Genomic DNA, 21,382 nt, shown 5'->3' with positions numbered 1-21,382 from the left:
CACTGAGCCGCATCCGTGGATAATGACTCAGGTTCACGTTGTGTGCTTATTGCTGAACGGCGAGCGCCTTCACACTCGTAATGGCAGAAAGCCACTGAGCTCCACTGCGCTGGGAAAGTACAACGCCATCGCTGGTCAAGATGCGAATACCGGCAACGGTATTCGCCCCAGCCACAGATACTGGGGTCGCGCCACTGATTTGTGCCAAGTCAGTTCCCTGTCCACCAACAACCTGTGTCTTCACGTTGGTGACACCACTGCCACCTGCAGAAACACTCACAACAGTGGTGGAATCAACCCAGCCTGCAGTAATGGGTGTGCCGGAAGCAAGGGAGAGCACTTGGGGAACTCCCAATTGAGCAGGTAGTGACTTTTCACTACGCACCAGTGCACTGACCAGCAGTTGGTAACTGCTGCCTTCTTTCAGCAGTGCCAGCACCCTCGTGCCATCACGAGAGAGCGACAGCGACAAGATGGAGTCTGCGGTAGTCCAAGGAACTTCCAGCAATTGTTGTTTGCCATCGGTTGAGATGACAAACAACTTTCCAGGCGAATCCTGAGGGACAGACCAGAGATAACCGAAGCTATCCAAGGCAGGAGCTATCAACCCTGCACGGGTGTCCACGAGCTGAGTAGAGCCATTACGGACAAACGCTGCGCCCTGGCTTGTCTGAATGGCAGCCATGCCATTCTTCATTGCCGTGGTGATGGCGGTTGGTTTCTGCTCCACAATGGCGTTGGACAGCTGAGACACGCTCTCCACCTTGGATCCTGTCCAATACCCAAAGGTCTTATCGGTCAAGACAAGTGGTCTGGAATCTACCGGTGCAGGTAGGACGCCATCGAGGGTTCCTGAGATGGCGCTGTTGAGGGTGGCACCATCGACCAGCATGGTGACGGTACTGATGTTGTCCACGCTGGTCAGGCTGGCCGAGAGCTGCTGTTTCATCTGGCGAATAATCGCCGGATCAGACGATAGCGCTGCAGAGTTGAGGTCTACTGTTGCGGTTCCACGAGAGACGGGCACCGTGTCTGCGACAAGAGCGGTTCCGGCAGGGAAGCTGGTGTGCACGGCGCCATTGGCTGACAGCCATGCAGATGGCCCAGCCAAGAGCGCCTTGGTGATGCGCGTGCTAGCAGAAGCACCGGCAGGGAAGAAGCGAACGTCTGGAACAAGCTTGGTGTTGGTTGAGTCAAAGAAGTAGAGCGAGTGGGGCTGATAGACCTGGTCAAAGGTGAAGCGATCCATCACCACACCATTGGGGGCTTCACTGATGCGCCACTGGCCATCCACCTGAGCGAAGGTGTAATTACCGGTTACTGACTGAGCTGGGGCAACCTCGGAATAGTTTCCTTGCGCATCAACTACTGCCCCGAGGGAGAAGGTGAGTTGGCCCAGGTTCTCCCCTGTTTGGGTAATGGTACGCAGCCCCGAATCAACACTCACGGTCGTGGTGGCATCCCATTTGGTTGCAAAGTCTGGGGTGAGGAATTGGCGCGCAATGGCATAGTCGCTCACCGGCGAAGAAGACGCTTCAATAAACCCGCGCAAGATCTGTTCGATCGTGGCGTTCCTGGAAGGCCCCGACGGCAGGAACTCAATCGCATCATCCTCAACCGGGACAACAGCAGAACCCTGGTTGACTGCACCTGAACGTGGAATACCTGAGCAGGCAGTGAGCACGGCTAGTGAAGCTAGTGCGATGCTGGCCATGACGATTCGTGAGAATTTCTTCGCCATTACGCCTCACCACCAGAATTCTCAGTGGGATGAAGCGGAAGTGGTGAGGACGCAATAGGAACCTCAATGTCACGAGGAAGCGTGAGCCTAAACAGAGCACCTTCACCTGGAGCTGCCCAGACATCGAGTTGTCCGTTGTGAATGCGGGCATCTTCGAGCGAGATAGCCAAGCCCAAACCGGTGCCACCTAAGGTGCGCTGACGTGAAGGATCTGCCCGCCAGAAACGACTGAACACCTGCTCCAGCTGCTCCTGTTCCATCCCCACACCGTGGTCACGAACACTGATCGCCACGGCCGTGGCGTTGGAGTCAACGGCGACATCAATGGGTTTGTTTTCGCCATGTTCAATGGCGTTACCAATCAAGTTCATCAGAATGCGACGAACACGACGGGGGTCAATATCAGCATCGAAGTGACCACCGGGTGCAGACAGCGACAAGTCACATCCGTGCTGTTCGGCCAGGGTGGTCATTGTTCCCACCACGTCCTGCACAAGCCCGGCCACGTTTGTAGGTTCTGCTTCGAGGTTCACACTTCCGGCGTCATAGCGACTGATTTCGAGTAAGTCACCAAGCAACTTTTCGAAGCGGTGAACTTGGGCATTGAGCAGTTCTGTGCTGCGTCTGGTTTTGGCCTCAAAGTTTTCACGCTCTTGGAAGAGAACATCACCAGCAAGTTTGATGGTGGTCAGTGGTGTGCGCAGCTCGTGGGAGACGTCAGAGACGAATCTTTGCTGCATGACCGAGAGATCAGCCAGTTCAGTGAGCTGGCGCTGCATACTGCCAGCCATGTCGTTGAAGGATCTGGCCAGTGTGGCCACAACGTCTTCACCCTTTTCCGGGATTCGAACTGCCAAGTCTCCGGCAGCAAGTTTTTGTGATGTTTCTGCCGCGTTCTTTAGTGGCGAGACCACCATGCGGGAAACGACCCAGGCGACACCGCCTACCAAAACCAGCAGTCCAAAGCCAGAAATCCAGAGCACCTGCTGAATAAATAGCAGTGTTTGCTCGGACTGTTCAAAGTCATACCCAATGAACAACTCATAAGTTCCTGCACCAGGAATATCTAGTTGAGAACCAACGACAACTCCGGGAACAAGAGAGCCGTTCACGGGCAGTTCAACTGATTGCCAGAATTGCTGATCTGCGGTGGTCATCACCTGATCTTTGAGTTCAGGAGTAATCACACCGCCGGTGAGCTCCGTACTGGAGAAGTTCTGCGGTGCAAGGGGGTTGGGTTCCTGGTCTGGCACTCGATAGACCGCCACCAGCGAGCTCGAGGAGGCGTCACGAATGGCAGTGCGGGCAGCATTCATGACAGATTGCATCGAGGCCTGGTCTGTGGCGTCTGAGGAATCGAAGATGCGCTGGGCAGCAACCTGGGCACGCTGAGATTCTGAAAGAACCTGATTCAACCTCGAGGCAAAGAGGTCATTGCTGATCGAGAAGGACATATAGACACCGACCAAGATGATGGCAACTCCAGAGAGTGCCATCGAGGACACGACGGTTCGAAACTGGAGGGATCGGCGCCAGATGCGCGTCACGCGCGCGGGCAATCCCAGAATGTCGAAGCGTCGAACCTTCATTGTGTCGGCTAGATCACAGCTCCGGCACGGTAACCAATGCCGCGAACGGTTGTCACGATGGTGGGGTTATCGGCATCGTGCTCAACCTTGCTGCGCAGACGCTGAACGTGCACGTTCACCAGACGAGTATCTGCCTTGTATTGGTAGCCCCAGACTTTCTCAAGCAGCATTTCACGAGTAAACACCTGTTGAGGCTTCGATGCCAGTGCAACAAGCAAATCAAACTCGAGCGGAGTGAGGTTGATAGATGTCGACCCACGCTTGACCTCGTGACCGTCCACATCAATGGTGAGATCACCAATGCGCAGGGTCTGCGATGTTGCCAGCGCAGGAGCCATGGAACGAAGTCGCGTGCGAATACGTGCGACAAGCTCACCAGGGTTGAACGGCTTGACCATGTAGTCATCGGCGCCTGCTTCCAGGCCAGCGACGACGTCTGTGGCGTCGCCCTTGGCGGTGAGCATGATGATGGGCAGTCCAGATTCTTGACGAATCTGGCCACACACCTCTATGCCGTCAAAACCGGGAAGCATGAGATCAAGCAGAACCAGGTCTGGCTTGTGTTCCCGGAATGCCGCAAGTGCCTCGGCACCATCAGCGCAGAAGGAAGGCTCAAAGCCTTCACCTTCCAGCACAATGCCGACCATCTCCGCCAATGCGGCGTCGTCGTCTACAACGAGAATGCGTGCACTCATGCGTTAGAGCCTAGTCTCGGCAGGACTAGTAGCGGTAATGGTCAACCTTGTAGGGACCCTCGACAGGAACGCCAATGTAGGCAGCCTGCTCGGGGGTCAAGGTTGTCATCTTCACACCAAGAGCTTCCAAGTGGAGGCGCGCAACCTTCTCATCGAGGTGTTTAGGCAACACATACACGCCCACGGGGTAGTTCTCCCTGCGCACAAACAACTCAATCTGTGCCAACACCTGGTTAGCAAAGGAGTTGCTCATCACAAAGGAGGGGTGTCCAGTTGCGTTACCGAGGTTCATCAGGCGTCCTTCGGACAGAACCAGGATGCTGCGTCCATTGGGCATGCGCCACTCGTGCACCTGGGGCTTGATCTCGATCTTCTCGGTGCCAGCAAGGTTTTCTAGTGCTGCCATGTCGATTTCGTTATCGAAGTGACCCACGTTTGCCACGATGGCCTGGTGCTTCATCTCCAGCAAGTGTTCGAGACGAATAACGTCTTTGTTTCCCGTGGTGGTGACAAAGATGTCAACCTGGCCCACGACGTTCTCGAGGGTGTCCACCTGGTAGCCATCCATGGCTGCCTGCAGGGCACAAATGGGGTCAATCTCGCTGACAATCACCCGAGCGCCTTGACCACGCAGTGCCTCAGCAGATCCCTTACCCACATCCCCATAACCAGCAACGAAGGCAACCTTGCCGCCGATGAGAACATCGGTGGCACGGTTCAAACCGTCAGGAAGAGAGTGGCGAATGCCGTACTTGTTATCAAACTTGCTCTTGGTGACCGAGTCATTGACGTTGATGGCAGGGAAGAGAAGTTCCTGCTTGGCAAAAAGTTCATAGAGGCGGTGAACACCGGTGGTGGTCTCCTCGGTCACACCGATGAGCTCTAACGCCACGGTCTGCCAGCGAGAAGGTGTCTCGGCCAGCGTCTTGCGCAGGAGTTCCAAGATCACGCCATATTCGTGGCTATCTGTTGCCGAGGTTGCTGGAACAGCACCCGCAAGTTCGAACTCACGTCCCTTGTGAACCAGCAGGGTTGCATCTCCACCGTCATCAAGAATCAGGTTGGGACCAATCCAGTCCGCACCAGCAGCAGCCGCCTCTGTTGACCAGTCAAAGATGCGTTCAGTGCACCACCAGTACTCGTCGAGGGTTTCACCCTTCCAGGCAAACACGGGAGAACCGGCAGGTGCATCGACCGTACCGGTGGGTCCCACCGCAATAGCTGCGGCAGCTTCGTCTTGAGTGGAGAAAATGTTGCAGCTGGCCCAGCGAACCTGAGCACCGAGAGCCACCAGGGTCTCAATCAACACTGCTGTCTGCACGGTCATGTGCAGGCTGCCGGCAATACGAGCACCCTTGAGAGGCTGTGTAGGACCAAACTCGTCACGAAGGGCCATGAGCCCCGGCATTTCGTTCTCTGCCAAGCGAATCTGGTGACGACCTGCTTCAGCCAAACTCAGGTCAGCGACCTTATATTCCAGGCCGGATTGAGCATCGAAGGTTGCAGTAGGCATCAGCACAGTCATGCCTTCAAGTTTAGAGCCGGATCGAAGGCTCAAAAACGCTGCAGATTACTCAGCGCGGATGAGAGCGAGGACTTCGTCCCGGATAGCAGACATGGTCTGCTCATCCGCTGCTTCCACATTCAACCGCAGCAGTGGCTCAGTGTTGGAAGGTCGCACCGAGAACCACCAGAAGGCTTCGCCTTCACCGGTGGTTCCGGTGATAGTCATTCCGTCTAGGCCATCTTCAGTGCCACGAGAAGCAAACGCCTCGCGCACGCGTTGGGTGGCCACCACCACGTCAGAGACGGTGGAGTTGATCTCACCACTGCTGGCGTAGGGCATGAACTCTGCAGCAAAACCAGAAAGGGACTTGGGCTGGTGTCCAAACTCTGCCAGCACGTGCATGGCGGCAAGCATGCCGTTATCTGCACCCCAGAAGTTACTGAAGTAGTAGTGCGCAGAGTGCTCCCCACCAAAAACAGCGCCAGTGGCAGCCATTTGATCCTTGATCAGTGAGTGACCCACTCTGGTGCGCACTGGCGTAGCCCCCGCACCAATGATGGTCTCCTTCACAATGTTGGAGGAGATGAGGTTGTGAATAACAAAGATTTCTTCATTGGGGGTTGCTGCCTTGGCGCGAGCAATCTCTCGCAGCGCAACAATGGCAGAGACTGCAGAAGGTGTAACAGGAGCACCGTTCTCGTCCACGACGAAGCAACGGTCGGCGTCACCATCGAAGGCAAGACCTAGGTCTGCACCGTGCTCCACAACTGCCTTCTGCAGATCGACCAGGTTCTTTGGCTCTAGCGGGTTGGCTTCGTGGTTGGGGAAGTTGCCATCAAGTTCGAAATACATCGGGATGATCTCGATGGGCAGAGCTGGAAGTCCTGCCGCTGTTCCGAGCACGGCAGGAACGGTCATACCGCCCATGCCATTACCGGCATCAACAACAACCCGGATGGGCTTGATGCCCGAGAGGTCCACGAGTGAACGTAAGTAGCCGGCATATTCAGCCAGAATGTCCACCTCGCGGTAAGAGCCGGGGTTGGCAACAGAGGTGAGACCGTTCTCGAGATACTCACACGCACGATCACGAATAGCGGCAAGACCGGTGTCAAGACTGATGCCTTGAGCACCAGCCCGGGAGAATTTGATCCCGTTATAGGCAGCTGGGTTGTGGCTTGCTGTGAACATGGCGGCAGGAGCATTCCACGAACCAGATGCAAAGTAGGTCTCATCTGTTGAGCACAGTCCCAGGTTCACCACGTGTGCTCCGCGCGCCTGAGCACCGCGAGCAAAGGCAGCTGCAAATCCGGGAGAAGAATCACGCATGTCGTGACCGACAACAACCTCTGAACCTGCTCCGTCAATCTCGTCGATGAACCCGGCAGCGAGAGCTTCGACCATTTCTTCGGTCAGCTGTTCGCCCACCAAACCACGGACGTCGTAGGCCTTAACGATGGAACGCAGGCTCTCAACCGGATTTTCAGGGGCGTTTTTGCTCATTGACTAAGTCTAAATGGCGCATCTCATTCCACCCTTGAGGCGCAGTGAAACCAAGGGCATGCTTTCGGCATAAATCATGAGCAGCAGACTCTGGTTCTGGAGACAGCGGACCAATCACGGCCAGCTTGTCCTCATAGTCATAGGTGAGAGTGAACAGGGCGGGCTGCTTGCAGCGTCCATTGGTGCATTCTCTCAATTGATATTAACCATGATGCATGCTGAGTGGACCGCCCCCGTAACGCATCAAGACATAGGGCTTCCCATTTGACGTCATTAACTGAGATAGTCCGATTCGAACTTCTGTAACTTCGGCTAAGGACTTCCACCGCGAAATTTCCTGAGTTGGAATTTGAATGCGATTTGATTCACGGGGATTCAATTGCAGCTCCTGAGACCAAATTTTGTTGTTGTTCTGGTCAAAAACTGTAAGAGAAGTTTCACCTGGGACATGAGAATGATTCATTACAACTACTTGTAATTCGTCTAACAAGTTGACATCAAGTAAACGCCAAGAGGACCATTCATTCCTTTGGGGAGCTGCATTTGCCAATTTGGCGCTAATAGGCCAAATTGCTCCAAAAACCTTGCCTCGATATGACTCAATCGAGTGGACATACATGTAGTTTTCATTTGCATCCCGATAAGAGACCCAAAATGGGGTGTTTGCTTCAGCACCCAATACATTAGGCAAGGTTTTCATTTGTTTGCGAATAATGCGGGGAGGTTTGAGATCAACGTAAACCATTCCCTCCATGGGAATATCTTCACCAAGTAAATCTTCAATGCCCAAGTAGAGCTGACCGAATGGTGCAACCTCGAAAGACTTTTTCGCTATTTGCTTTCCTGAGTGATCGTGAAGCCACACTGTCGCAGTCGCAGCGGTGAGTGTGTCGGGGAAAAAGAAGGAGTAGTAGTTCTGCAGGTGAATCTGGCTCTTCAAACCTGCATCGTTAATGAAAAAATGAGCGAATGCTCTACGGGGTATAAATCCAGCCTCAAGTACACCCTCATATGAGGATCTAACAAGGGTACTTTTGGAAAGAGTCGACATTATGCTCATGAGTTGGCACCTTCTAGCAGGTTGGATTCAGCAAAAAGAAGTTTGTGAAGAGACTCATTCGCTTCAATTCTTCGCTGTCCGCCCCAAGTCGTGAAGTAATAAATCGGTGGAAGAGTGTGATCGCAGGCAATAGCACCAGTGTCGAGATTCCTAGTCATTGAAATAGGTACCATTCCAGAGTCTCGAGACAAACCAATAATCATTCCAAGTCCACCAGCAGAAATAAACTGCTCAAGTTTCCCCAACTTAATTAATGCTTCTCGAACACTCAGAAAAGTCATCGTCCACGGTTTCACTGAAATAGTTCCCAGGCCATACGAATTTCCACTCGCATCAACAATCGAGTACTCCATGTTTCCGGTGTCGTGGTAATCAAAAGTCGTAGACACATTGAGGAGGGCAAAAATAGTATCTACAGATTCCGAAACAATGACTTTGGGGGCCTGAAGAAGAGTTGTCCTGGTTTTATTGAATCGGGAATCATTCTGCGGGCCCATCTGATAGGCGAGACCGGTGATAACCCCCTTCGGTTCTTGCCGGAATTCAATGAAGTCATCAGAAGCTGACACATGGGCCATGAGTTCTGCTCGAGAAACATCAACTGAAGTTTTCCCTCGGAATCGGACAGGTACCACATGTGCAACACCGAGCATCCGTTTTTCTCGCTCAATTCCCATTGAATCAAGAACATCACGTGTGTCATGTTTCACAACATGGCCAGGTTCTAGTGTGCCCATGTACTTTGAGCCCAATACTTTTCCCTCTTCGGATAAGAAGGTAAAAGTAATGTCCATTTCAGATGCAAAGGGACCCTTTACTAGCCCATTATTAACAGAAACCGAGGTCCCGTAGCCAAGTTCACCCATGATTGGGAATATGCATGGGCGATAGAAGAGAGGGTCGAACTCTTTCACATCTAGTTCAGTCATTTGTGTCCTCCGAGGGGTCTTCTTAAGTTTACTCACCTTGCTGTAGAGGTCATCTGTTTTGCGCCAGTAACATGGGCGCATGGACAGCGCATTCCCCAACACGGTTCCCAACCGTGGACTGAGCCGTAATCGGCATGGGCGAGGAATGCGTGGACCGGTCACCGGTCCACACCTGCCCCAAATACGTGGCCGCTACGAAACCTTCATGCTGACCATTGCTCACACCGTCGACTACCTGCGCAGTATGTGGTCGGAAGAGTTAGCTGATGTTCACTTTGATGTGGCCCCCACTCCGCCACGTGTGGAGGTGAACGGGGTAGTTGAACGCTGGAAGGTCGACCACGAACGCCGCCGTATTGTGCTCTATCGCGTTCCCATTCAGCGCATGAGCAAACTTCACAAGGATGACGCCTTGCACCGCCAAATGATGGTGGAGAGTGTGGTCTTTCGAGCCGTGGCAGAACTCCTCGGCAAAGACCCGTGGGATCTTGGTCCTGAAAGACTACGCCCTTAGATCTTCCCTATCTGGGGTACACAGTGATGCTGGAGCCCAAGACATTGGCGGGATTCAGCGGGATGAATGATCCAATTCCCGAACCGGTGAAGGTCAATCCACCGACCAGTCCCTCAACACCCTTCGCGGTGTATTTGGCATCAGAGACCAGTGGCGTGGTGACCATTTCTCCGGCCTTGACGGAGAGAGTGATGTCCTTCTTCCCCTGTGCTGAGAGTGTGACCTCGGCCGTGCGATTAGCAGGGTTGTAGAAGGTCACGGTCGGTGCTGGCCCAACAGGAACAGGAATCAGGATCTGGTCAGTGAGGAAACTCGTTGAGCTCAGCCACGTGAAGTCTCCGCCGGTTTCTGAACCTGCGGGAACAATGGGAGCAGCTGGGTCTGTCACAGCAGGTGTTGCGCCACCAGCAGCTGCACCGCTATCCGCTCCTTGGACTGTGCGAATGCCGGCAACCAGAGGCTCCTGACCCGTCACAATGACGGTATAGGTGCCATCTGCAATACCTGCCAGAGGAAGCTGAACTACCTTCTTAGCCTTGAGGTTCGCGCTGTATTCGACCTTCTTGCCGGTGCTCGAGAGCAGTGTCACAGTGACCTTGCTGTCTCTCTCGCCGGGAACAACCACACGAATAGCGGGCTCGAGGTCACTGACCACGTTGCCAACCTCAGAACGGTCATGCTCTGCCTGACCGGCAACAAAGACACCGGGAATGATCTGCTGTGTTGCCAGTCCAGAACCGGGAGAAACCCACTCAACACCAGAAGGGGCGAGGGTGCGGGTGACGGACTGCTGAAGGTTTGCCAGAACCTGACCGCCGTTGCTCATCACGCGAACGACAGGAGCAATGACGTCAGGGGCATAACCAGCGAGAGAAATAATGCGCTGTTCTCCTGGAAGGACAATGATTCCTTCGGACGAGACTGCATCGATGTATCCCTTTTCGGAGAACACTTCGAGGGTCACCGTTGCCGTCACATCGGTGGGGTTGGATAGCGTCACCAACGTGGTGCGACCAATCTCGGTTGAGCCACCAACTAACCACAGGTCATTGCCTGGATCCGTGCAGGCAGCCGCGGCTAAACCAGAGAGTGCTTCGGTGGAAATCTGCTCAACCTGGTTTCCTGCCAGCACTGGTGCATCTTCGGCAGAGGCGGCAGGTGGCACCGTGATGACCTTGGGTGCTGCAGATAGAGCATCGTTTTGGTTATCGACTGCATCGAGCCAGAAGTTGTCGTAGTTCTTCTCGCTGGATTCTTCTGAGTACTGAGTCTGGCCAGTGGAGTAGAACGAAATATCGTCAGCTCCTTGTGACATCACTTCAACAAGCGGGCCAGGGCACACGCGCTGCTGAATTGCAGGAACAGGTGCAATGCTCAGCGCGGGAGCTGTACCCACATAGCCCGGAAGTGGCAATGTCACTAGCGCAGCGATACCCAGAGCCACCGCACCTGCACTGACGATGCCAGTGACGCCGGTCACACCAGCACGTAACGCCTTAGTTGCTTTCGACATCTTGATCACCTGCCAGTGGGTCGAGGGCTGCCAGTTCGTCATCGCTTTCAACTAGCCCAGGCAGGTAACGCTTGGGGCGAAGATCAGACATGACTGCACCGGTTGGAATTGCCAGTAGCAAAGTCAAAATGATGACGAGAGCTTGAACACTGGCAATCACGGTGCGCCACGGTTCAACCGGCATAGCCGATTGCAATGGAGTAATCGCAGAGGCGTCATATCCAGGGAAGCGCCAGAGCAAACCAGCATCTGTCTTTCCCACAATCTCCACGCCCGCATTAGCGTCCAGTGTTGCCTTCACGCGGGCAGACATGCTCTGAGCTTGAGGCGAAACCTTTTCTCCCACCTCGGCAAGGGGCGGAGTGAGAACAACGAAAGCAACACCGAGTGAAGTGAGTTCTTCGGTTGAGTCAACACCACTGACTGAGGCGAGGTTACTCACGGTGTTGGCAAGAATCTTTTCTTCAGGAGCAAAACCAGCACCAGTGGTGACGAACGTGGAAGTTGCTTCCAAGGTCATGCCGGTGCCACGAACCAGGTTTGCACCCAAACCACCATCTGGCTGAGGGGTCAGTACGAGTGTGCCCACGGTGGGATCAATCGCTGCCTGCGCAACGACATAGGCAGGAAGGGTTTGCCCATTCCCGGCAACCACCTTGGAATTACCCAGACTCGATGCTGCCAGGGCCGGCAATGCCAGCAAAGCTACTGCCGCAATACCTGCCACAGCGGGGAAGAAGGAGAAGCGACGAAGAATAGATGCGCCTGTGCCAGCTGCAACCATGAGTCCCAGCCAGGCCAGGCTCAGGCCATTGCCGGGCCAGATAGCTACAGGCTCTCCCCCGTTGAAAGAAACGAAGAAACCGGAAGCAAAGACGGCGGTGACAATTCCGAGCACCATCACCACAACAGCTAGCTGTGCACGGATGGGGTACTGCGAGAACAAACCAACGAATGCCAGTGCAACAAGCACACCAACCAGGATGGCAACCCACACACTTGCCACAGGGTTAGCCCACGGCAAGAAGCTTGCAGCCTGAATCCAGCCGCCGAGTCCTTCGGTGGGGAAGCCCAAAGCCAGTTGCCAGTGTGGTGAGACGGCACTACCGATGGCAGGGCCTGGGTCTGCAGCTAAACCAAACAGGTTCAGCCCAAAGACCTGTACCAAAACGATGGGCGCAACCAGTGCTGCTGCGGGGATGGGAATAGCGAGGAAGCGTGGGACGTAGCGTCCAGTGAGCAACAGGGTGCCGATCCACACCACCAGCAGTGCGGGGGTGAGTGACGGAGCACACGCCACCACAGCAGCAAAGAGCAGTGCTGTGGTTGCTGAAGCAGACCAAGAACGTGCGGCGCGAATACCTGCAAAGAAGAGGAAGGGAAGCAGAATGTGTGCGATGACGGCAGCGGGTCGACCCTGCGTAAGCGCACCAAGTAATGCAGGACTAAGTCCATAACCCAAACCAATGAATGCTCGAATGCTAGCGCGCTGGGTTAGACGTGCAGCCAGAAGCCACGCACCCAAACCGGCCAATGGCATCGCCAAGAACCACAACAGGACCAGAGAGAAACTGGGCTGCCAGAAGGTCAGCGTTCCCAGCACGGCAACAACGCCAGCAAACCCATCAGCTGGTCCCACGACACTGAATGCGCCTTCTCGCCAACCCCAGAGAGTCTGCGCCCAGAGGTCAGTGACTGAACCACCCAAAGGCAGCAGTGCCCCGCCCGCAATGGCGTTGGCACCAACCAGTGTGGAGAACGTTCCTACCGACACAAAAGCGAGAACCAGAGTGACCCAAGCACCACCGGTGGAGAAGAAATGTATGGGTTTCTTCTCGCCGTGCATGCGCAACTGAATTGCTTCACGGGCGAGCGATTCACGCCTGCGCACATCTGCTCGAGAAACACGCAACGGTGCCAGTGCGCTCCATGAAGCAACCCGAGTCGATTTCAGGAGCTTGCGTGCGCGACCGACGGAACCACCGGAGAAGGCAGCAGAGAGTGCTGCGCGGAATTCTCCAGAGACTGCACCAGGGCGCTTGGCCAAGAGCTGACCGAGTGAACGGATGACGGCCGAAGGCAGCAATCCCATCCAGTGCCAGAACAGTGCGCCGCTGTTGGAGTAGACGAGACGACGGTAGAGCTCTGCGGAGCGATACTGTCGAGCACGCTTCTTGCGTGCACGGTAGCTATCAGTTCCAACAGGGCCAATGACTCCGTCGCCGGCGCTGAGCACGCGGGCAGAAGGAACTACAGAAACACGGTGACCAGCGAGGCGGGCGCGAACGCAGAAGTCGAGTGCATCATCGACCACGCGCAGGTGGTGATCAAAACCTGCCAACTGCTCCCAGACTTGCTGACGAACTAGCATGCCGTTAGCACCCACCGCCATGACGTCGCTGACGTTGTCATGCTGGGCCTGGTCGAGTTCATCAACTACGAGGGAGATGGTGCGACCACCCTGAGCCATGGTGAGGCCATACTCGCGGATGTAGTCGGGGCGTTCCCAGTCCATTTGTTTAGGACCAACAACAGCTACCGAAGGTGATACTTCGAGTGCGCCAATGAGCTCAGCAAGTGCGGTGGGTTCGGGTGCGCTGTCTTGAGCGAGGAACCACAGGAATTCATCGGGTCCAGTGACGGCAGGAAATGCTCGGGCGGCCACGTCGAGGGCTTCACCGAAGCTGAGACGACCGCCCCCGGTGAGTAGCTGACTTGCCCCGAAAGCTTGCAGCTGCGCTGCTGCGTTGTTCTTGGATGAATTGTCGACGGCAAGGACAATATCTGGCCGTCTGGTTTGCTTGTTGAGCGCTTCGAGGGTTCGCGCGAGGTGCTCGCCACCCTGGCGGGCAACAATGATCGCTGTGACTCTCGTTTTCATCCCTGCCAGCCTAGGCAGGAGAAGCCAAAAACCCGCCCAATTGGGCGGGCGTGGCTAGGAAACTAGTGGTTTCGAGAAGGCTTAGGCGCGACGGCGGAGCTTGCGACGTTCGCGCTCACTCAGACCACCCCAGATGCCGAAACGCTCGTCGTTGGAGAGGGCGTATTCGAGGCATTCGCTACGAACTTCGCAGGAGGTGCAAATCTTCTTCGCGTCGCGAGTGGAGCCACCCTTTTCAGGGAAGAACGACTCGGGGTCGGTCTGTGCACAGAGTGCATCAGCCTGCCATGCGAGGGGGTTGTCGTCTTCTAAGAGAGTGCGAGACGAGGGGGTTCCTGGAACTCCCAAACGAACTGGATCAACAAACCAATTCTCTGGAACGCTTCCGCGATATTCCGGTGCCATCAAGAACTCCCACCCCGGTGTCTTACGCACGCCGCCTTGGCGCGTCTAAGTAATTACACCGTTGTCATTCGTTTGAGTCAAGTCGAGATTTCAAAACTTTGAAGACGCGCTGGAGACTTTAGAGTCAAAAGAGGGTTTATCCCCTAATGGGCAATGAAAAGTTCACCCTCACCAGAGAAGGAAATATGGCCTTCTTCCGCGGAAATAAAGGCATTTTGACCCTGGGCAAGTTCAATCGTCGACTCGAGACCGGTCAGCGTCACATTTCCTGCCGTGCACGTAACAATTGCGTGACGAGTGAGTGAAATCTGCTCGGAAGGGGACATTCCGGAAGTTACCAGCACGTGTGCGAGGACAAAGTCGGGAACATCCGGAGTGAATATTTCAATCCCTGCACCAACGTGTGCGGGGGTGAGCAGTGGGACAGGTACGACCTGATCGCTGACCACCGAGAGTAGCTCGGGAACATCCACGTGCTTGGAGGTGAGACCTCCACGCATCACATTGTCACTGGCTGCCATCAGCTCAATACCCAGTCCTCGGATATAGGCGTGCATATTGCCGGCAGGCAAATACAGTGCCTGCCCTCGAGTCAAGGTGACCCGGTTGAGCAGCAGCGCCACCACTATCCCCGGGTCGCCGGGGTAATCCTGTGCCAGTTCTGTGAGCAACGAATCCTTGACAAGCTTTCCTGCAACGGAGATTTCAGAGACCAAGGCAGCAGCATTGTCACCGGTGAGTGCCCAGTCCAGAGCCCAACGGATAGCTCCGTCACCTCGCTCAATAAGTTGAGCAGTGAACTCGGCGAGCGCCGAGGTTGGTGAACAAGCCTGTGCATTTGCAGCGGCAAGTGTTTCAAGCTCAGCAATGGTGAGGTCGATCTGACGAAAACCGCAGAGTGCTTCAAAGGTGTCACTGAGTGCATAGATGAGTTCAGGCTTGTGTGCATCATCGCGGTAGTTGCGATGAGGTGCATCGAGCGCAATCCCTGCTGCGTTTTCGCGCGCGTAGCCTTCACGTGCTTGCTCGGGTGAGGGGTGTGCCTGGATGGAGAGGGGGTGCGCTGCGGCCAACACCTTCAACAGGTATGGCAGCGGTTCCTCTCCACGGGAAGATAACAACTCAGCAATAGTGGCTGCCCCGGCAGCCTCGGCAGGGTTCACAATCTGCGTGGGAGAGCCGGGGTGGGTGCCCAGCCACAGCTCTGCCTGGGGCGAACCGGTAGGGGCTAGGCCTCGAAGTTCAGCGATGTCGGTCAGGGAACCCCAGGCGTAGTCACGCGGGGTGTTATCGACACGAATCATCACGAGGATTAGCCTAGCCACATGAGCTTTGAGAACTTGGTAAGTGACTTCTTCCACCTTGAGTCGAGCTTGTCTGCTCAGGAACTTGAGAAGCTGATGGAATTGCGCAGCTATCTCGAGACTGAGATTAAGCCGGTGATCAACGACCACTGGGAGCGGGCAGAGTTTCCGAAGTCCCTGGTTGCCGGGCTCGCCAACACGGGGCTGATGGGTATGGCATGGCCGGAGACGCAGCCCTTTGAAACGACTGCGATATTCCGAGGCTGGGTCGCTCTCGAGTTGGCACGTATCGATGCCAGCGTTGCCACTTATGTGGGTGTGCAGAACGGTCTCGCCATGGGATCGCTCGGTGTCTGTGGTTCTGATGAGCAGCGTGCCTTCTGGTTACCCAAGATGAGTTCGGGTGAGATTGTGGGCTCCTTTGGATTGACAGAACCCCTATCGGGTTCTGACTCTGCCCAGGGCCTGCGCACCACGGCCACCCGCGAGGGTGATGAGTGGGTGCTCAACGGCTCTAAGAGGTGGATTGGGAATGCCACCTGGGCAGATATCTGTGTGGTGTGGGCCAAGGACACTGCCGATGGTCAGGTGAAGGGCTTCATTGTTCCCACCGATACTGACGGTTATGTCGCAACCAAGATTGAGGGAAAGCAGTCCTTGCGTGTGGTTCAAAACGCAGACATCACCTTGACCAATGTGCGCGTGCCCGAAGCCAACCGTTTGCAAAAGGCCAACAGCTTTGCAGACACTGCAACAGTGCTTCGTCTCACCCGTGCTGAGGTTGCCTGGGCTGCCGTGGGTATTGCTGTGGGTGCCTATGAAGCTGCACTGGCCTATGCCAAGGAACGCATCCAGTTTGGTAAGCCCATTGCGGCCCACCAGATGGTGCAGGACTTGCTGGTCAAGAGCCTGGGAAACATCACCTCGAGCCTGTCTCTGGTTCTGGAAACTTCTCGCATGCAGGATGCCGGAAAGCTGAAGGACGAGCATGCAGCACTGGCCAAGGCGGTGGCAACAGCACGTATGCGTGAGTCCGTTGCATGGTGTCGAGAGATCCTGGGCGGTAACGGAATCGTGCTGGATTATGATGTTGCCCGCTTCTTTGCCGACGCGGAAGCGATCTACAGCTATGAGGGAACCAGGGAGATGAACACCCTCATTGTGGGTAGGGCCATCACAGGTCACGCCGCATTCGTCTAGCCTTGATACATGCCCGCCACAGAATATAGAAAAGCGAAGACCGGCTTAGCCGTCGTCACGCTGTTCATGCTCTTTGCCGGTGAGGCTATTCGCAACCTGCTGGGCTGGGAACTTTTCATGGGACTGGGAGTCCTGATCACGGTCATTTACATCGTGGTTATCTTCCGCGCCCGTCACCTCATCCACTGGCGCAGCATCCCGTTCTGGCTCGCCTTCTTTGCCCTGCTTGCTGTTGCCTCAGTGACCTGGGCCTACTCTCCTGCCAATACTGCATTGACGCTGTGGCCATTCATTGAGGTCACCATCGGCGGTGTCGGTATTGCGTTGACACTGCCCTGGAATGATTTCGTTCGTGCACTGGGCACCACCCTGCGCTGGATTCTTGCTGCCTCACTGCTGTTTGAACTCTGGGTCAGCGTGTTTATTGGCCATGCCATTTATCCGGTGTGGGTAGACACCACACAGGGCAAGGTTCCTGCTGTGTTTCAGTGGAGCCGCAACCTTCTGCTTGAGGGTGGGCCCATCCAAGGCGTGGTGGGTAACCGCAACCAGCTCGGTTTCATTGCCGTCATTGCCCTGATTGTGTTCTGCCTGCAATTGGCAGACCGAAAGGTGTGGCGTAACTGGGGTTATGTCTGGGTTGCCTTGGCACTGCTCACCATTGGACTAACGCGTTCAGCCACAGACCTCATTGCACTGATGGTGGTCACCGCGGTTGCGCTGATCGCGCTCTGGATGCGTTCAGTGCCAGCGACCAAACGTCGTCCCGTTTACCTGACTACTTTCGGAATCATTGCTGCCGTTGCCGTGCTGGTGAATGTTGCCAGCTCCACCATCTTGTCCATCTTTGGTAAGGGCTCAGATCTGACCGGCCGCACCGACATCTGGGCAGCAGTGACCCAGATGGCCGAGCAACGCCCTGTCTTTGGCTGGGGTTGGCTGAGCCCCTGGGTCCCCTGGTTAGAACCCTTCAACAACTTGGCAGTGCACAACGGCGTGCACTACCTCCAAGCACACAACGTCTGGCTAGATGTGTGGATGCAGCTTGGATACGTCGGAGTGATTGCACTCATCCTGGCCATGTGGGGACTGTTCTCACGTTCCTGGTTCATCGCCATTGATCGCCCCCAGTGGGATCTCGTGGACACTCGTCCCTATAGCGCGAGTTCACTCCTGCCACTGCTGGTCACCGTTGCACTATTAGCACAAAGTTTTGCCGAGAGTCAGCTCGTGGTTCAGTCCGGGTGGGCACTGATGGTGATTTTGTCACTGACGGTGATGGTTCCCACTCGCATTACCAAAGCGCTGAACTAGGGTCTTCGTGAGCGAGACAACACACCCCATCGCCGAAGCGGCGTATTCGTTCTTTTCTCATGCCCGCTTTGCCAAGGCCTTCAGCCTGGTGGTTCTGGCAACTGTTCTCGGCACGCACCTGCTGCGTTCAGTGGTAGGAACGGCAGGTCTCACCGCCATCATTGCAACCGAGCTCGTGCTGGCAGCTCTCATGCTTGTTGCACGCCGGCGCGTGGTGAGGTGGAATGCATTCCTCCCGATCTCACTTGCCGTGTTTGTGGCCTGGTGCTCCATCAGCTACTTCTGGTCGTATTACCCCAAGGCAACACTGCTGGGTATTGCCTCCCAACTGAGCATTGCTGCTCTTGCCCTTGCCATTTCGGCAACACGTGATTCCATCCAACTCATTCGTGCCGTCGGTGATGTGCTTCGCGTGTTCTTAGCTGCTTCTTTAGCGCTGGAGATCATCGCGGGTGTGCTCATTGACGGGCCCATCCAGTTCCTGGGTATTCGAGGAAACCTGGTTAATGGTGAAGGCATTCAAGGACTCTTTGGTTCACGCAATGCGTTCATGCTTGTTGCGCTCATTGCTGCCGTGACCTTCATCATTGAGTGGCGAACCAAGAGTGTCACCCGCGAGGTTGCGGGCTGGTCCATTGTGGGAGCAGTGCTGTGTGTTCTCTTGGCCGCCTCCCCTGTCGGCTTCGTCACGGCATTGGTGGTGGCAGGTGTTGCTGCGCTGCTTGCCGGGCTTCGCAAGATGGAAGCTGGAGTGCGGCGCGGAACGGAGATTGCGGCGGGAAGCGTGGCAGTCCTAGCGCTGATTGTTGCATGGGCACTGCGTGGTCGCATTCTGGAAGCCCTCAGTTCATCTGAGGTTTTGCAGTACCGACTCTCGCTCTGGAGCGAAGAGCTGCGCCTAGCCGCCATGAAACCTCTCGAAGGTTGGGGCTGGGTGGGCCTGTGGCCACGCAAGACTCAGCCCTTCACTGTGATGAACTCGGGCAGTGGAGACATCCACTCTTCAGGTCTCAACATCTTCCTAGACGCCTGGCTCCAGGTGGGCATTGTGGGCCTTGCATTACTGCTGATCTTGTTGGGCTTCGCCTATGCGCGCAGCTGGAGACTGGGCACCAGCAAGAAGAGTGAGATCTACACCTGGGCACCGCTAGTGCTCACAATGCTGATCATCTCTGGCCTGGCTGAAAGCACGGCGCTGACCGAGTGGGGTTGGCTCTTTGTGGTTCTGATCGTCGCCCGCAGCTCAGCAGAGCTGAGCTGGCGTCGCGATAAGAACTAAACCATCTCAGCAATCAGCAGTGCGCTCAATTACTCAAGGGAAACTCCAGACTGACTACTGAGCTGGAGTTTCAGTCGGTGCAGGTGGGTGCAGGATTGAGTTGACGTAAGCCTGAATACCGGGGTAGTCAGGGAACTCGGTGTCTACGGGGAAAGGCTCGTAGTAGGGGGTGAGCTCAACGTGGGTAATGGGCTGCTTCTTGGTCTTGAGACCCAGATCCACAAAATAGCCGAGCATGGACTGCGGAATATCGGTCTTCACTACCTGGGTTCCGGCAGCAGCAATCTCTTGGAACTTCGACAACACGTTGGCAGGGTTCATCTGACGCAGCAGAGCTTCTTGAACTTGCTGCTGACGAGCCATGCGGTCGTAGTCGCCAGTGCCGGACCAGCGTGAACGCATGAACATCATGGCGTGGTAACCGTCCATGTGCTGCTCGCCAACCTCAATCCATTCACCGACCTGATCTTCAGGGGTTTCTGGCTCGGCAATCGCGATGCGCTCCTCAACGGTGATGTCCACACCACCGAGTGAATCAATCAGGTTCTGCAGACCCTGCATGTCGATCAGCACGTAGTACTGAATCTGCAAACCAGTAATGGCCTCTGCAGCGTCACGCATGGCCTCGATACCAGGAGAAGAACCGTTAGCGGCAGCATCTGGGTAGAGGTCGGGGTGATCGAGTTCACCGGCAACATAGACCGTGTTCAAACATGCCCAACGGGTGCAGTATTCACCGGTTTCTTGGGTGTAACCATCGGGGTAAATGGTGTGCATAGGAGAGTCTTCATTGAACGGAATGTTCTGCAGGTCACGAGGCATACCGATGATGGTGGCCGCTCCCGTTTCTGCGTTGATGCTCACTACCTGTGCGGTGTCGGCACGAAGACCTTGGCGGTCCTCACCGGCGTCGCCACCCAGCAGAAGGAAGTTGTATTGGCCATCAATGGGTGGCTGGCTAGGCCCTGCCACAAAGATCTTGCCAAGAGCACTGTTGAGACTTCCAGTCAGGGTTGCTGCATACGCTGCAGTGCCAGAGATGAAGAACATCATCACTACTGTGACTCCGGCGACCCACCAGCGTGCGCGGGGTCCGGTCTTCACAACGCGAATTAAGCGCAGTGTGTCCAGTGTCAGCACTGCCCACAAGATGGCATAGAAGAAGAGTGCAATCTGCCCCACAAACAAGGTGGGGCCCCAGGTGCCGAGGAAGAAGACAGCGGTTGGCCACAGCAAACCAAGCAAGAAGGTGAGAAGTAAGAAACCAACCAAGACCAGGGTTGCACCCAGCCCAATCTTGCCCAAACGCTTATTGCCTGCCAGCGCCTGCACAGAACCTGGCAGCACGAAATTGAGTACGACCAACCACCAGGCGCGGGTGGTCATCACCTTCTGCGAACTGGTGTCGGGATACCTCAGTGGGCTGGTTTGACTCATAGCTGAGACTTGAGCGCCTTGTTCTTTTCTTCGACGAGGTCAGCAAGACCTGCGGCATATGTTTCAACTGCGGAAAGAAGTTCAGGGTTGCTGGTGGCCAGGATCTTGACCGCCAACAAGGCAGCATTGGTGGCGCCACCGATAGAGACAGCCGCAACGGGAACACCGGCAGGCATCTGCACGATGGAGAGCAACGAGTCCATACCGTCGAGCTTTGCCAGTGGTACGGGAACACCAATAACCGGAAGAGCCGTCACGCTGGCGAGCATGCCTGGCAGGTGTGCAGCGCCACCGGCACCAGCGATGATCACCTTGAGGCCACGGCTAGCTGCTGCCTTGCCAAAAGAAATCATCTTCTCAGGCGTGCGATGTGCTGAGAGCACCTCAACCTCGAAGGGGATGCCGAAGTCGTTGAGTACGTTGGCGGCGGAACTCATGACAGTCCAGTCAGAGTCAGATCCCATAACAACGGCGACGAGTGGTTGCGATTCAGCCATTGTTCAAGGGTAGG

18 protein-coding genes are annotated in these 21,382 nt (G+C 55.5%); 4 read left to right on the top strand and 14 right to left on the bottom strand.

Annotated features, from left to right (window positions below):
* Nucleotides 1-46: 46 nt before the first annotated feature.
* The 8 genes from M2120_RS07650 to M2120_RS07615 are packed head-to-tail and all read right to left on the bottom strand — an operon-like array spanning nucleotide 47 to nucleotide 9,024.
* Nucleotides 47-1,741 carry a GerMN domain-containing protein gene (locus M2120_RS07650; protein ID WP_280798096.1) on the bottom strand — a complete coding sequence of 565 codons (1,695 nt, stop codon included), beginning with the start codon at nucleotides 1,739-1,741 and terminating at the stop codon, nucleotides 47-49.
* A complete protein-coding gene (mtrB, locus tag M2120_RS07645; RefSeq protein WP_280798095.1) occupies nucleotides 1,741-3,330 on the bottom strand; it encodes an MtrAB system histidine kinase MtrB in 1,590 nt (529 codons plus the stop codon). The genes M2120_RS07650 and mtrB overlap by 1 nt, the downstream gene beginning before the upstream one ends.
* A gap of 8 nt (nucleotides 3,331-3,338) precedes the next feature.
* Nucleotides 3,339-4,025 (bottom strand): MtrAB system response regulator MtrA, encoded by a 687-nt coding sequence (mtrA, locus tag M2120_RS07640; protein WP_280798094.1) that lies wholly within the window; start codon nucleotides 4,023-4,025, stop codon nucleotides 3,339-3,341.
* A 25-nt stretch (nucleotides 4,026-4,050) separates the two neighbouring features.
* On the bottom strand, nucleotides 4,051-5,550 hold the full coding sequence (ahcY, locus tag M2120_RS07635) for an adenosylhomocysteinase (protein ID WP_432418540.1): 1,500 nt from the start codon (nucleotides 5,548-5,550) through the stop codon (nucleotides 4,051-4,053).
* Nucleotides 5,551-5,595: 45 nt separating this feature from the next.
* Entirely contained in the window at nucleotides 5,596-7,035 is a 1,440-nt protein-coding gene (locus tag M2120_RS07630) for a phosphomannomutase/phosphoglucomutase (protein WP_280798093.1), read from the bottom strand.
* Nucleotides 7,016-7,231 carry a DUF3499 family protein gene (locus tag M2120_RS07625; protein ID WP_280798092.1) on the bottom strand — a complete coding sequence of 72 codons (216 nt, stop codon included), beginning with the start codon at nucleotides 7,229-7,231 and terminating at the stop codon, nucleotides 7,016-7,018. The genes M2120_RS07630 and M2120_RS07625 overlap by 20 nt, the downstream gene beginning before the upstream one ends.
* 6 nt (nucleotides 7,232-7,237) lie before the next feature.
* The gene (locus M2120_RS07620) at nucleotides 7,238-8,086 is read right to left on the bottom strand and encodes a hypothetical protein (RefSeq protein WP_280798091.1); all 849 of its coding nucleotides are present in this window, start codon (nucleotides 8,084-8,086) and stop codon (nucleotides 7,238-7,240) included.
* 5 nt (nucleotides 8,087-8,091) lie between these two features.
* Complete coding sequence (locus M2120_RS07615) at nucleotides 8,092-9,024, bottom strand: hypothetical protein (protein WP_280798090.1); 933 nt, start codon at nucleotides 9,022-9,024, stop codon at nucleotides 8,092-8,094.
* Between the two features lie 79 nt (nucleotides 9,025-9,103).
* Between M2120_RS07615 and M2120_RS07610 the strand changes: the two genes are divergently transcribed.
* Complete coding sequence (locus M2120_RS07610; RefSeq protein ID WP_280798089.1) at nucleotides 9,104-9,538, top strand: metallopeptidase family protein; 435 nt, start codon at nucleotides 9,104-9,106, stop codon at nucleotides 9,536-9,538.
* 7 nt (nucleotides 9,539-9,545) lie between these two features.
* Here the strand turns inward: M2120_RS07610 and M2120_RS07605 are convergent, their stop codons facing one another.
* The 4 genes from M2120_RS07605 to manA all read right to left on the bottom strand — a co-directional run bounded on the left by M2120_RS07605 (nucleotide 9,546) and on the right by manA (nucleotide 15,641).
* Nucleotides 9,546-11,051 (bottom strand): DUF5719 family protein, encoded by a 1,506-nt coding sequence (locus tag M2120_RS07605; RefSeq protein WP_280798088.1) that lies wholly within the window; start codon nucleotides 11,049-11,051, stop codon nucleotides 9,546-9,548.
* The gene (locus M2120_RS07600) at nucleotides 11,035-13,932 is read right to left on the bottom strand and encodes a glycosyltransferase (protein ID WP_280798087.1); all 2,898 of its coding nucleotides are present in this window, start codon (nucleotides 13,930-13,932) and stop codon (nucleotides 11,035-11,037) included. Before M2120_RS07600 ends, M2120_RS07605 begins: the two co-directional genes overlap by 17 nt.
* A gap of 81 nt (nucleotides 13,933-14,013) precedes the next feature.
* Entirely contained in the window at nucleotides 14,014-14,337 is a 324-nt protein-coding gene (locus M2120_RS07595) for a WhiB family transcriptional regulator (protein WP_280798173.1), read from the bottom strand.
* Nucleotides 14,338-14,480: 143 nt separating this feature from the next.
* Entirely contained in the window at nucleotides 14,481-15,641 is a 1,161-nt protein-coding gene (gene manA, locus M2120_RS07590; RefSeq protein WP_348519946.1) for a mannose-6-phosphate isomerase, class I, read from the bottom strand.
* A 21-nt stretch (nucleotides 15,642-15,662) separates the two neighbouring features.
* On the opposite strand from manA, the gene M2120_RS07585 reads away from it, so the two are divergent.
* From M2120_RS07585 to M2120_RS07575, 3 genes are read left to right on the top strand one after another with little or no spacing between them, the layout of a single operon-like run.
* Nucleotides 15,663-16,841 carry an acyl-CoA dehydrogenase family protein gene (locus M2120_RS07585; protein ID WP_280798085.1) on the top strand — a complete coding sequence of 393 codons (1,179 nt, stop codon included), beginning with the start codon at nucleotides 15,663-15,665 and terminating at the stop codon, nucleotides 16,839-16,841.
* A 9-nt stretch (nucleotides 16,842-16,850) separates the two neighbouring features.
* On the top strand, nucleotides 16,851-18,155 hold the full coding sequence (locus M2120_RS07580) for an O-antigen ligase family protein (protein ID WP_280798084.1): 1,305 nt from the start codon (nucleotides 16,851-16,853) through the stop codon (nucleotides 18,153-18,155).
* Nucleotides 18,156-18,162: 7 nt separating this feature from the next.
* On the top strand, nucleotides 18,163-19,434 hold the full coding sequence (locus M2120_RS07575; RefSeq protein ID WP_280798083.1) for an O-antigen ligase family protein: 1,272 nt from the start codon (nucleotides 18,163-18,165) through the stop codon (nucleotides 19,432-19,434).
* Between the two features lie 54 nt (nucleotides 19,435-19,488).
* Here M2120_RS07575 and M2120_RS07570 read toward each other — a convergent pair whose 3' ends face one another.
* Both M2120_RS07570 and purE read right to left on the bottom strand, forming a co-directional pair.
* Nucleotides 19,489-20,871, bottom strand: a complete 1,383-nt coding sequence (locus tag M2120_RS07570; RefSeq protein ID WP_280798082.1) for an LCP family protein — start codon at nucleotides 20,869-20,871, stop codon at nucleotides 19,489-19,491.
* A complete protein-coding gene (purE, locus tag M2120_RS07565; RefSeq protein ID WP_280798081.1) occupies nucleotides 20,868-21,368 on the bottom strand; it encodes a 5-(carboxyamino)imidazole ribonucleotide mutase in 501 nt (166 codons plus the stop codon). The genes M2120_RS07570 and purE overlap by 4 nt, the downstream gene beginning before the upstream one ends.
* Nucleotides 21,369-21,382 lie beyond the last annotated feature (14 nt).

Origin of the sequence: Aurantimicrobium minutum (assembly GCF_029893825.1) — a bacterium.
GTDB classification, from domain to species: domain Bacteria; phylum Actinomycetota; class Actinomycetes; order Actinomycetales; family Microbacteriaceae; genus Aurantimicrobium; species Aurantimicrobium minutum_C.
This window is presented reverse-complemented; position numbering and strand designations above follow the sequence as displayed.

Coding starts and splice junctions, on each gene's coding strand:
- mtrA (WP_280798094.1), bottom strand. CDS start 4,025: ATGAGTGCACGCATTCTCGTTGTAGACGACGACGCCGCATTGGCGGAG.
- ahcY (WP_432418540.1), bottom strand. CDS start 5,550: ATGACTGTGCTGATGCCTACTGCAACCTTCGATGCTCAATCCGGCCTG.
- purE (WP_280798081.1), bottom strand. CDS start 21,368: ATGGCTGAATCGCAACCACTCGTCGCCGTTGTTATGGGATCTGACTCT.
- M2120_RS07600 (WP_280798087.1), bottom strand. CDS start 13,932: ATGAAAACGAGAGTCACAGCGATCATTGTTGCCCGCCAGGGTGGCGAG.
- mtrB (WP_280798095.1), bottom strand. CDS start 3,330: ATGAAGGTTCGACGCTTCGACATTCTGGGATTGCCCGCGCGCGTGACG.
- M2120_RS07580 (WP_280798084.1), top strand. CDS start 16,851: ATGCCCGCCACAGAATATAGAAAAGCGAAGACCGGCTTAGCCGTCGTC.
- M2120_RS07585 (WP_280798085.1), top strand. CDS start 15,663: ATGAGCTTTGAGAACTTGGTAAGTGACTTCTTCCACCTTGAGTCGAGC.
- M2120_RS07630 (WP_280798093.1), bottom strand. CDS start 7,035: ATGAGCAAAAACGCCCCTGAAAATCCGGTTGAGAGCCTGCGTTCCATC.
- M2120_RS07595 (WP_280798173.1), bottom strand. CDS start 14,337: ATGGCACCGGAATATCGCGGAAGCGTTCCAGAGAATTGGTTTGTTGAT.
- M2120_RS07605 (WP_280798088.1), bottom strand. CDS start 11,051: ATGTCGAAAGCAACTAAGGCGTTACGTGCTGGTGTGACCGGCGTCACT.
- M2120_RS07570 (WP_280798082.1), bottom strand. CDS start 20,871: ATGAGTCAAACCAGCCCACTGAGGTATCCCGACACCAGTTCGCAGAAG.
- M2120_RS07610 (WP_280798089.1), top strand. CDS start 9,104: ATGGACAGCGCATTCCCCAACACGGTTCCCAACCGTGGACTGAGCCGT.
- M2120_RS07615 (WP_280798090.1), bottom strand. CDS start 9,024: ATGACTGAACTAGATGTGAAAGAGTTCGACCCTCTCTTCTATCGCCCA.
- M2120_RS07620 (WP_280798091.1), bottom strand. CDS start 8,086: ATGTCGACTCTTTCCAAAAGTACCCTTGTTAGATCCTCATATGAGGGT.
- manA (WP_348519946.1), bottom strand. CDS start 15,641: ATGATTCGTGTCGATAACACCCCGCGTGACTACGCCTGGGGTTCCCTG.
- M2120_RS07650 (WP_280798096.1), bottom strand. CDS start 1,741: ATGGCGAAGAAATTCTCACGAATCGTCATGGCCAGCATCGCACTAGCT.